Genomic DNA, 12160 nt, shown 5'->3' on the forward strand with positions numbered 1-12160 from the left:
ATGATTCAATCGGAATTATCTATGAAGCAACTAGCAGTACTTTATTGAAATGTCGAGCTAGCTAACATTTAGCCGCTATAACAAGGTGTTTAATTCCACAAATAAAGAATGGTTAGCAATAAAACAACCGATAAGTCTTTTACCCATTAGCCGCGCTGGGATGACGAACTAGCCTAAAGCCACAATTTCCTCTGCAATTAATTGCTGTATTTGCTGCCACTGCGTCTCAACCCAATGACCATTATGAGGTAGCATCGAAAAATGATCGGCGGTGGGTAACATAATTTGCCTCACTCTAGCTCGAGTTTGTTCACAAAATTGCGCTACTTGTGAAACGTTTACGCAAGTATCTCGCCCACCATGTACCACAGTTAACACCATTTGCGGGTGGCATAAACGACTCGGATTACAGGCAAGGTATCGATCAGGGTGGCAGTCTGGCGTCCCGCCCATCAGTCGATATATTTGCTCTGGTTGGTCTATATCGTTCACTGACACTAAGTCTAAAATACCCGCAATAGTCACCACTCTTTGTATTTTCAAAGGATCGTTATAATAAAGCTCACTGTCAGCGGCTATACCTTCTCTTGATGCTGCCCAAGTCGCCAAGTGCCCACCAGCAGAGTGGCCAATGATCAAAACTCGTCTTAAATCTAAGCTTTCGCTATGCTGGATATGACGCAGATAATCAATGGCATCAGCAACGTCCTTAAAGGTTGTAGGCCAAGGCGCATTGATATTTTCACCTTCGGTATTCATGCGCCGGTATTCTACATTCCATATCGCAACCTCAAAGGTTTGCAAGTAATCAACGATGGCGCGAGTGGCATAAGTCTCAAGGCTGTGATTATCTTTCCAATAGCCACCATGAACCACAATGACCACTGGCGTATTGTTTGCGTGGGTCGGCGTATAAAGATGTGCAAACTGCTGACCTTCACTCCCATAACTGACCGTCTTTTTCTGATGAGTGTTCATAGGCAGGTACTCTAAAAGATACTAACTATCGCTATGGTACAATAGGTACACCACAAGCTCAACGCTTTTAGATATCAAACTAAACTGCATCTTTATGATTAAAAATTAATCATAAAGATAATTTCATATACATTCCTTAACACATTGGTACAATAGCCAGATAGGTGATACATAATCGCTCGCGTACTAAAGGAATTCCCAATGCCAATTACGATTAAACGTCCTGTTGAACGAAAAAAGCTATCAGAAACAGTTGAAGAAGAATTGGAAATGATGATACGTCAAGGTGAAATAGCCGAAGGAGATGCGCTTCCCTCTGAGAGAGAGCTCATGGCTGCGTTTGGTGTTGGTAGGCCTTCTATTCGTGATGCGCTATCTGCACTAGCCCGCAAAGGCTTGGTTAAAATTAGTAGCGGTGAAAGAACCCGCGTCACTAGACCTTCTCCAGATGCCATTATTTCTGAATTGTCAGGCATGTCGAAAGACTTTTTATCACAGCCAAACGGTTTACAGTACTTTGATCAATTAAGAAGTTTTTTTGAATCAAGCTTAGTACGTCATGCTGCTGAATTTGCAACAAGTGAGCAAATTCAGGAGTTAGAAAAGGCGGTTGAGCTAAACGGCAAAGCGATAAATAATGAAAACCAATTTAAAAAGACCGATATTTACTTTCACCGAGTCATCGCGTCAATTCCCGGTAACCCGATTTTTTTAGCTATACATCAAGCCCTTGTCGATTGGGTAATAGATGCACGTCCTGCAAAAACTAATGTGCAAGAACTCAACGCTAGAAGCCACCAAGATCACGTTGAAATTTTAGCCTGCATTAAAAATCGTGATGTGGAAGGTGCGGATAAAAAGCTGACACAACATATACAATATGTATTCGACAAATATTACGCTGAGTAATAGAGCGTCATAACTAAAACAGCACAACTGAGAAAAGCTATCGATAGATAGCTTTTTTGCTAACTGCAGCGCAATAACATCACTTCAATAGCGGTTCGCTAAAAATTCTCAAATCGAATGGTATATTTTCATAGCATTAGCCTAAAACAGGTGGTATAACAGGTATACAGTAAAACAACACTATTTGAGTACATATGATTAACAAGATATTAAAGTCAGCGTTTACTTTGATGTTGATGATGCCGTTGCTAACCCATGCTCAAACATCAATCCAGTGGCAGGAATTAAACACGACTTCAATAGACAAAGTTAACATTAATCACGGTGCGTTTATCGACCATCAAGGTACTGGTCTAGTGATATCATCAGGTATAGTAGATTTAACTGCTAAACCATATCTCTTTATCGCAGAGCAGGTAACAGACAGCAGCGTTGAATCAGAAGCAATATATCTCGTTGATGGTAGTAATGTTATTGTGACGAACTTGTCGGCAGAACAAGGTAATAGATCTTTTGCCGCGGCAACCAGTTTCCTTGGTGCCACCCTTGTAACCGGGGGTATAGCCAAACAAAAAACGACAAATTTAGTCAATCTCATTATATGGCGCCCTGAATCGAAAACACTTTATAGCTATCCACTGCCAGTATTACCTAGCACAGCAAAATCCCCATCAGCAGTCGTCATTAACAATATCCTCTATGTGTTAACCGGTTCAGATGCGAACAACCAATTCTTTGCTTTGGATCTCAATGGGCTGATAAACGCAGAAGGGAAATTATCTTATAGTAAACGTGCTCTTGACCATTTTATCGATAGTAACTCATGGCAGCGCTTACCTTCATTGCCTTTAGCCAATCAAAATATGCCTTACCAAAATGGGATTAAATTGGCAGTTCAAAATGATGGTACTGGAGCCAAAATATTTGCCATAGGTGGTTATCAACTTGCACATGACAAGCTCAATCCAGCTGAATATCTCAACTCACAAGAAAAGGTTTTCGCTTTAACTAGACATTGGAAATTTGATCCCAATACTAAAAACGCTGAAAATCAGTGGCAAAATCTTGGTGATATCTCTGTTGCCAAGCAAAAACTTAATCAACGAATTAATAGCCTAAGTTCTATTGGTCAATCACATATCTTAGCGTTTACCGATCAAGGCAATACCTTATCATTTAATGCCATTACTAATAGTTGGACACATTACTTAACCAACAATATCGATAAAACCCAGGTTATCAATGGCGCTAAAACGACTGAATATATTAGTGAAAATGTCACAACATCTGACGGGGTCATCTACTCATTAAATCTCAGCAATAATAATCCTAGCGCATTACGACTATGGCAAGCATCACTCAAACAGCCGGAAAAGAATTTTGGTTTAGTTAATATGACCGTTTTAGTGGTGTATTTAATTTGTGTGGTATTGCTCGGACTGTTTTTTGTCTTCAAAAACAGAAATACCGATGATTATTTCCGTGGGGGTCAATCTATCCCTTGGTGGGCAGCAGCCTGCTCAATATATGCCACTATGTTAAGCTCATTAACTTACGTCGCACTGCCTGCTGTCGTTTACCAAAGTAACTGGGTATTACTTATTGGCATATGGATGATTGTTGCTGTTGCGCCTCTGGCCATTTATGTTGCTATGCCCTTTTTTCGCCAAATTGACGCCACTAGCGCTTACGAATATCTATCAAAACGTTTCAATATGAGTGTAAGGCTATTTGCTAGTGGCTTATTTACCCTATTTCATGTGGGTCGAATGGGTATAGTTATGGCATTAACAGCATTATCCCTCTCGGCAGTAACGCCACTATCAGCTAGTGACAGTGTGTTGATTATGGGCGTCTTATGTTTGATTTATTGCACCATGGGTGGCATTGAAGCTGTCATTTGGACTGACACCTTACAAACCGTTGTGTTAATTCTTGGTGCGATAGCCTGCTTTATCATCATAGTTACAGGTTTAGATGGCGGCTTAACTGACTTTATAAACATTGGCTTACGTGATGATAAATTTACTATGGTCAATGCTGATTTCAGTTTAGATAGCATAACAACACTGTCTATATGGGTGATTGTTATTGGTGGTATTGGCCAAAATTTATCGAGCTACACTGCCGATCAAGCCGTAGTACAACGCTATATGGTGACAAAAAATCCGAGTGATGCCAGAAAATCAATTTGGGCAAATGCAATAATTGCAGCCCCAGGAGCATTATTATTCTTCTGTATTGGTACCGCGCTATACGCCTTTTATCAAACACATCCAGAAAAATTAGACCCTACCATCCAGATTGATCAAATATTTCCCACCTTTATTGCGACTGAACTGCCAATTGGTGTTGCGGGTCTGATTGTTGCGGGAATTTTTGCGGCCGCCCAATCAACAGTATCGACCAGTATGAACTCTATCGCGACGACGTTAGTAACTGACTTCATAAGGCCTTTTAATTTAGTGAAAACTGAAAAAGGTTATATGAGTGCTGCGCGCTGGCTAACTTTTATCATGGGCATACTCGGCACACTTGCTGGACTGATCTTTATCGATCCAGAAATCCGCTCACTTATGGAAGCTTATTTTAAAGTGATCGGCATGTTTATGGGCGCATTGGGTGGTCTATTTGTATTAGGCGCCTTAACCAAAAAAGCCAACTCGTTTGGCGCGATAACAGGTATTTTAGCCGGTGTATCCACCATGATATCTGCATGGCAGTTTGGCTGGGCCGACGGTTACCTATATGCAACCATAGGTATAATGTCATGTTTAGTCGTTGGCTATATTGCCAGTTTATTAACACAAACGTCCAAGACAACGAACAAAGACTTAACTGGGCTAACCTTATATACCATGCATCCAACCCCTATTAAATCGTAATTAATATTCAAATAGCCTTTAGGAAATAAGTATGACAATAGTAAATAAAATTTTAGAAAAGCAACTATTAACTTTATTAAAACAGTCGTTAATTGTCTCTTGCCAACCGGTTGATCACGGCCCTATGGATAAGGTTGAGCATGTTGTTGCTATGGCGTTGGCCGCCGTAGATGGCGGCGCAAAAGGGTTAAGAATCGAAGGCGTCGAAAATGTTAAAGCAGTAGCCAAGGCAACCAGCACACCGATCGTTGGCATTATTAAAAGAGATTTAATAGATAGTCCAGTTCGCATCACCCCGTTTATTGAAGATGTAAAAGCCTTGGCACAAGCCGGAGCCAGTATTATCGCGTTTGACGGTACACAAAGACAAAGACCAGTACCAATGTTAGCGCTACTTGAAGCTATTCATAATGCAGGCTGTATTGCCATGGCAGATTGCGCAGACTATGAAACTGGCCTCATGCTGGCACAACATGGCTGCACTTTTATTGGCAGTACCATGTCTGGTTATACCGATTTGAATCCCCCGCCCCATGATCCCGATTATGCCCTCGTCGCTCATTGGGTTAGCCAAGGGTTAAATGTTATCGCAGAAGGTCGCTATCACTCTCCAGAAAGAGCAGCTAAAGCGATTAAACTAGGCGCCTTTTCTGTCACTGTCGGCTCGGCAATCACCCGCGTAGAACATATTACCAAATGGTTCGCTACTAGCATCACAGAGGCGTTGCCTTCAATGGAAACAGCAATATGATCATCGCAATCGATATTGGTGGTACAAAAATATCTGCCGCACTGATGGATAATAATGAAATCATTGAATCAAAAAAGACTGATTCGATTATTCATCACGATCTCGATAATTTAGCGAGTTATGTGGTTCATTTATGCCAAGACTGGATTGAAAAAGCACATATAGTCGCCGTAGCCTGCACCGGACAAGTTGGTAAACATCAAGTTAACTTTCTGTCAGCCAAACAAGCCCTACCCTTACAGCAGCAGCTCAAGACAGGATTTGGGCTGCCCGTAGTTATTTTAAATGATGCTGCAGCGGCTGCATGGGCAGAATATTGTTTAGGTCCCAAAAGACAAGACAGCACCTTAGTTTATATTACGGTGTCGACCGGAATTGGCGGCGGCATTATCCAAAATGGTCAATTGGTCACTGCTAGTGATGGTTTTTGTGCACATATCGGTCATATGTCAGTTAATTGCCCCACGGCTCTTAGTGTTCAATGCCATTGTGGCCGAATCAATTGCGTCGAAGCTATTTCATCGGGCACATCAATCGCCAGGCAAGCATCAACAATTTTAAAGACTGCTGTTAGCTGCAAAAACGTGTTCGAACAGCATCTGTCTCACCCAGAAATAACCACGCTACTGGACCAATGTGCTGATGCGCTCGTTGATTTAATTGCGAATATTAAGGCTCTTACAGGTACGACTGTGGTTGTCTTAGGAGGAAGCGTCGGGGATGCATCAGCTTTTAAAGAAAGAGTGGCAGCTAAAATAGCCAAGTTACCGATGATATATCAGGTTAGCTTGGTCTCGCCTATAACAGGAGAGCATGCGGATCTTATCGGCGCAGCCATGTATGCTCAAACGATAAATGGCTTCAATGATGGTACTCAATAGCCGCGACTGAAATGCTATTTTATTGGAACAAACATGCAAATTATTATTTTAGATAATCCCGACCAAGTTGCAACTCATGCTGAACAATGGGTTACAGAAGTTATTAAACAAAAATCAACTCCAGTTTTAGGCCTAGCCACAGGCACTACCCCTATTCAACTTTATAAACGGCTAGTACAAAGCCATCAAACAGCACAGTTAAGCTTTGCTAATGTCACGACATTTAACCTTGATGAGTACCATAATATTGCCGCAGATAATGCACAAAGCTACCGCAAGTTTATGAAAGATAATTTATTTGATCACATAGACATAGACCAAAATAAAACATTTTTACCTATCTGTCAGCAAGATCAAAACCCACGTATTCAAGGCCTTGCTTACGAGAAAAAAATTCGCAATGCGGGTGGAATTGATTTGCAAATATTAGGCATAGGCGCAAACGGACATATCGGCTTTAATGAACCGACTTCGAGCTTAGTATCTCGCACAAGAATTAAAACCTTAACCAAGCAAACGTTACAAGATAACAGCCGCTTATTTGATAAAGATGAATACCAACCTACGATGGCGATGACAATGGGCATTGCCACCATTCTTGACGCTCGTTATGTGTTACTGATGGCGACAGGAACAAATAAAGCAGCAGCAGTAAAGCAAATGATCATGGGACCTGTAACCGCTATGTGTCCAGCATCCGCTTTACAAATGCATGAAAATGCGATCATTCTGCTAGACAAAGAGGCTGCATGTGAATTAAGCGATCAAGAGTATTTTATTTGGGCAAACCAAGAACACCAAAAAATTAACCAAGCCTATGGACTATTCATCTAGATAACTTATTCATAGTTCACTCATGGTTCATTAATATTTAGTCGACTAAATATTAATGAACTTGGCTATACAGGCACATGTTTTCATAGCAAAGAACATCTAATCTTTCATCACACACCAAATAAATACCAAGCTTTCAACTAATTGCTACTCGGAATCTATAGATCGCTCAATTGGACCTGCAAGTTAATATTAAGCAACCCCTGTTCGCCATGATGGACTGTCTACAGAGCACATCACTGAACAGTAATTATTACCGCCCAGATTTACCTACCCGACTATCTTGCATAAAAAAACCACCAATAATATATTGATGGCTAGATATGGCGCACTAACAACAACTTCACTTTAAAAACACTACAATATAAAAATCTTCGCGTTCAAACTTTTTATATATTCCTAAAACCTCATGCTAAATAATTAATATTATCTTCTAATTACCAAAAAGATAATTATTATTAGTTATTTTTGTCATGCGGCATGTGTTCCATAAAGCCAGCCGCTGTCATTTTAGCAACAACATCCTCTTTCTCTTGGTTAGAAAGCGCACTAATTGGCAAGCGAGGATCACCAACATCGATACCATGTAACAACATAGCAGCTTTACCGGCAGCAACTCCCCCGTATTGTACCAGTGGACGAATGAGAGCAATAACCTTATCCATGAGGGCAGCGACAGCCAGCTGATCACCCTTGTTAAAAGCAGCAATAATATCCAAATAGAGTGGCGCAGCATAATTATAGGTACTTCCTACTGCACCTATCGCGCCAACAGCAAGGCCACCTGGGAGAAACTCATCAATCCCAAATGGAATATCAAATTTACCATCACACACTCGTACACATCGTTGATACTCATAAAGATCAACATGGTTAAACTTAATACCAGCCAAGTTTGGAATCACCTTATCAGCTTTGATAAGAAACTGTTCCATATCAAACATCACCCCAGACATACCTGAATGGTAATAATAAAATGCTTTTGTCGGTGCTGCTGCTGCAATAGTGGCACAGTAATCAACAAGGCTATCAAGAGAACTCGGTTTGAAAAAACAAGGCGCAATAATCGAAGTGCCAAAAATATCGAGGGTTTCAGCATGTCTTGTTAATTCAAGTGTATCTACAATGGATAAGGCACCAGTATGAACTGTAATACTGAGCTTTCCTTGTGATGCCAAAACCCAACGCTCAACTATCGCTTTACGTTCAGCAACAGAACAGTTAAGGCCTTCACCCGTTGTGCCACAAATATAAACACCTTTCACGCCTTGACGAATAAGAAGTTCTGCAATGCGATCGATTACAGGAAGATTAACTTCACCGTTGCTATCAAATGGCGTATGAGGGGCGGAAATTAATCCAGTCAGTTTTTGCATTATAAATCTCCATAAATTTAAAATATTTTTTTGCCGCCAATCCAGGTGTGGCTAACGTGCAAGGCAGAGTTATTAGCGCATTCAAGCACGGTAAAATCTGCATTAGCACCTATGGCAAGTTGCTGTATGTTGTCATTTATGCCAAGAAAATTAGCAGGGTATATACTCGCCATTCTTAGCGCCTCCTCAAGAGGTATATCAAGCATCACTTGAGCATTATTGACTGCCGTGATCATATCTAATGCTGAACCCGCTAATTGACCTGTTTGGCTCATCAACTTATCGCCTTCAAGCACAATTTTATGACCATCGAACTCAAACACCTTTTGACTACTGCCAATGGTTGACATCGCATCAGTGACTAACATCATTTTGCCAGAGCATTTAAGCCTATTTGCCAACTTTGCCGTTGCCGGATGAACATGATGACCATCAAGTATCAGCCCACACCAACTGTGCTCATCGAGTAGTGCCGCACCAACCATGTTCGGCTCACGAGATGTCAGTGGTGACATCGCATTAAATAAATGAGTAAAACCAACAGCCCCAGCAGCTAGTGCTGCTTGGGTTAATTCAAAACTGGCATTAGAGTGGCCTAAGCACACTTTTACATTGTGCTGAGTTAATCGCTGTATTTGCTCACTTGTCACATGCTCAGGTGCCAAGGTGACCACTTTTATTCCTAAATCATCGCGACAATAAATCGCTAATTCCTGCTCACTTAGGGGCCTTATATGCTTGCTGCTATGTATGCCTTTCTTGGGCTCACTGATATGCGGTCCCTCAAAATGTACACCTATAACACCATGGATCTCTTGCTTGATTGCTAGTGCGATCGTATCAGCGGCAGCACTTATAGTTTCAAGATTACTAGTGATCAGCGTCGGTAATAATCCTGTGGTCCCATACTTACTATGTGCCTCAACCATTGCTTTAAGCGTTGATAAACTCGTGTCATGGTTAAATAAAAAACCTCCTCCACCGTTGACCTGTACATCAATAAAACCCGGAGTTAGTAAGCCTGAAACCTTAATAAGCTTGGCGTTATTAACCACATCAAAAGCGATAACCTTGCCATTTTCAAAACTTATCGGTTGGTTATTAGTGATGCTTTTTCCATCAAATAATTGTTCGGCAATTACAGTTGTTATCATGACTTCTCGACTTTACGTTGCTTCATACAAAGTGTTTTGCGAACTCAACAAGGCTTTTAAAAAGTAGCCCTACTATTGGCAGAACAAATCACAGGTACGCCATCAACCTGTTATACCAATATACCTTTTGTTTTATTTTTGTCAAAATAAAAATCTGTCAGCAACTAAGCCGCATGATGAAGCTGTTTGAAAAGCAGTATGTTGAGCAACAGTTAAGTGTCTAAAATCCTTCCCCTACCAGTTACTTGATTGGAAAAATATATTTCTTAAAAATCTTACGTAAACATTGCTGTTAGATGTTCATAGAGATACTTCTGCTTTGGCCATGAACGATTTTCATTCGATATTAATGAGATATTTACCATCCAACTCATCAGAAAAATCCAAAAGCTGGATTGCATTACACCAACTCAAGTGGTGTAATAGGTATACCTACAGCGTGATCTGCTTATTAAGGCTAATATTTAATGGAATATATTATTGGTGCGTATGCCGCAGCACCTTCGACCCAGCAATGGGATCAAGAATTAGAAGCGAGTTACTACCAGGGGCTAAAATTACAAAGTAATATCATTGGCTTAGAACACCCCTTTGTGGGAAAGCTGCATCCTTATGATGATGAATGGTTTCTTAAGAATATTGATGAGAATTGGCAATTCATTTTTACATCAATTCCAGGGGTGATGGGGCAGATTGCTAAAAACCCGCATTTTGGCATAGCCTCCACCAATGAAACAGGTAGACAAGCTGCACTGGCTTTTTACCAACAAGCACAGCAAGCTATATTTAAATTAAACAATCACTTAAAAAGAGAGGCTGTAAGCTTTTTAAAAATACATACAGCACCAAAGATAACTGAAAACACACAATCATCTATTCAAGCTTTGCAAACATCGCTTGAAGCCATGCAATCATGGAACTGGTACGGCGCAAAACTCGTCATTGAACATTGCGATGCACATATCGCAGGGCAAGAAGCTGAAAAGGGCTTCATGCTATTACAAGATGAAATGACGGCGATTACGCACGTTAACAGTAAACTGAATAGTGATATTGGTATCAGTATCAATTGGGGGCGTTCAGCTATTGAAACACGTAATACCGATGGCCCCTTGCAACATACTAAACAAGCTTATCTCAGCGGCTTGTTAAAAGGGATCATCTTTTCTGGTACCTCAGATATAGACGGCCCTTATGGGCAGTGGAAAGACACTCACATGCCTCCAGCACAAGCCGTATACATTCCCAGCTTTGCAGAAAACTCTTTATTAACGATGGAGCAAATAGAAAAAACCATGCAACAGTGTGATTACAAGCAACTGAAGTTTATTGGTGGAAAAATTTCATTAAGCCCAAATGAGGCAAATGTTGACCAACGAATTTCTTATTTAAAAAGCCTAACAACATTGCTCGATCACGTACTCGAAATAAAATCATGAGCAATCTATCAATCATTTTGGCCAGCCAAATATAATCTATATGAGGTATGCCACATGTATTTCTGATTAAAAATTTACTTTAATGGTTTGTATAGTGCATTTTACCCATTCTAGCGCTTAGTATTTGAGTGTATTGCGCAACATAGTGACAAGTAAATGTTTAACTCAGTTTATACCGGAAATGGTGTATAAATAGATAACATGTCAATTTACCGACTAAAGAATGCAATGGCTTGCTAACGTATTAAAGTGATGAACTTATCACTGTCACCTTAAATTATAAGCATAAAAAAAGCCCCGTTCGATTAAGAACAGGGCTTTAAATAATGGTACCTGAGGTCGGACTCGAACCGACACGCCGCGAAGCAGGGGATTTTGAATCCCCCATGTATACCAATTTCATCACTCAGGCAAAGACTTGTAAGCTGTATTTAGCTTTGCAAAAAAATCTGCTGTACGCAAATATCTTTGCAAAACTAACCACTCAATTAATCAACTTATGTTGTCACAATTAAGTGTTGGCGATTATACCTTTGCATTTAATAATCGCAAGTACTTTACCTATTATTTCTATAAAAAACACTCAATTGCTCAAAAGTCATTCATAGTGCCAAATAACAATGGCTGATGGTTTTTGTGAGCTAATTAGCAGTTTCACACAAATATAACATTATCACTGCTGAAGATTGATCAAGATCAGTATCACGACAGAGTTTTGACTTTATGATGATCATGATTTCACATTCCAGAGGATAAATATCATGGCATTTTGGTTAGATTTAATGTTTGGTAACGCAATAGGATTACTATCGATGACTGTAATCTTTTGTACCTTTGGAATAATGTCTTATCTAATGTGGATGTTTATTGTGAAGTCTGCACCTACTAAGTGAGTCTCTAACTAGGCTAAGTATTTTACTGCTTATTATTTCATGATCAATATGGATTCTTCC

The 12160-nt window shown here is 40.2% G+C and carries 10 protein-coding genes and 1 tRNA gene; 7 read left to right on the top strand and 4 right to left on the bottom strand.

The genetic code is table 11. From position 1 onward, the window contains the following. Positions 1-168: 168 nt before the first annotated feature. Entirely contained in the window at positions 169-978 is an 810-nt protein-coding gene (locus H5123_RS14390; protein ID WP_182698403.1) for an alpha/beta hydrolase, read from the bottom strand. A 201-nt stretch (positions 979-1179) separates the two neighbouring features. On the opposite strand from H5123_RS14390, the gene H5123_RS14395 reads away from it, so the two are divergent. From H5123_RS14395 to nagB, 5 genes are all read left to right on the top strand, one after another. Then, entirely contained in the window at positions 1180-1887 is a 708-nt protein-coding gene (locus tag H5123_RS14395; RefSeq protein ID WP_182698404.1) for a transcriptional regulator NanR, read from the top strand. Positions 1888-2081: 194 nt separating this feature from the next. Continuing rightward, positions 2082-4772 carry a sodium:solute symporter gene (locus H5123_RS14400; protein ID WP_182698405.1) on the top strand — a complete coding sequence of 897 codons (2691 nt, stop codon included), beginning with the start codon at positions 2082-2084 and terminating at the stop codon, positions 4770-4772. A 31-nt stretch (positions 4773-4803) separates the two neighbouring features. Then, positions 4804-5523 carry an N-acetylmannosamine-6-phosphate 2-epimerase gene (locus H5123_RS14405; RefSeq protein WP_182698406.1) on the top strand — a complete coding sequence of 240 codons (720 nt, stop codon included), beginning with the start codon at positions 4804-4806 and terminating at the stop codon, positions 5521-5523. Beyond that, a complete protein-coding gene (locus H5123_RS14410; protein ID WP_182698407.1) occupies positions 5520-6404 on the top strand; it encodes an ROK family protein in 885 nt (294 codons plus the stop codon). Before H5123_RS14405 ends, H5123_RS14410 begins: the two co-directional genes overlap by 4 nt. 33 nt (positions 6405-6437) lie before the next feature. Next, positions 6438-7238 (top strand): glucosamine-6-phosphate deaminase, encoded by an 801-nt coding sequence (gene nagB / locus H5123_RS14415; protein ID WP_182698408.1) that lies wholly within the window; start codon positions 6438-6440, stop codon positions 7236-7238. A gap of 458 nt (positions 7239-7696) precedes the next feature. On the opposite strand, the gene H5123_RS14420 is transcribed toward nagB, so the two are convergent. Both H5123_RS14420 and nagA read right to left on the bottom strand, forming a co-directional pair. Then, a complete protein-coding gene (locus H5123_RS14420; protein ID WP_182698409.1) occupies positions 7697-8614 on the bottom strand; it encodes a dihydrodipicolinate synthase family protein in 918 nt (305 codons plus the stop codon). A 17-nt stretch (positions 8615-8631) separates the two neighbouring features. After that, complete coding sequence (gene nagA, locus H5123_RS14425) at positions 8632-9768, bottom strand: N-acetylglucosamine-6-phosphate deacetylase (RefSeq protein WP_182698410.1); 1137 nt, start codon at positions 9766-9768, stop codon at positions 8632-8634. Positions 9769-10235: 467 nt separating this feature from the next. On the opposite strand from nagA, the gene H5123_RS14430 reads away from it, so the two are divergent. Beyond that, the gene (locus H5123_RS14430; protein WP_182698411.1) at positions 10236-11207 is read left to right on the top strand and encodes a DUF4862 family protein; all 972 of its coding nucleotides are present in this window, start codon (positions 10236-10238) and stop codon (positions 11205-11207) included. A gap of 327 nt (positions 11208-11534) precedes the next feature. On the opposite strand, the gene H5123_RS14435 is transcribed toward H5123_RS14430, so the two are convergent. Continuing rightward, a tRNA-Leu gene (locus tag H5123_RS14435) sits at positions 11535-11619 on the bottom strand. Positions 11620-11968: 349 nt separating this feature from the next. Here H5123_RS14435 and H5123_RS14440 point away from each other — a divergent pair. Beyond that, complete coding sequence (locus tag H5123_RS14440) at positions 11969-12100, top strand: DUF3149 domain-containing protein (RefSeq protein WP_011635995.1); 132 nt, start codon at positions 11969-11971, stop codon at positions 12098-12100. The last annotated feature ends 60 nt before the right edge of the window (positions 12101-12160 follow it).

The organism is Shewanella sp. SR43-4, from assembly GCF_014163845.1.
GTDB lineage: Bacteria > Pseudomonadota > Gammaproteobacteria > Enterobacterales > Shewanellaceae > Shewanella > Shewanella vesiculosa.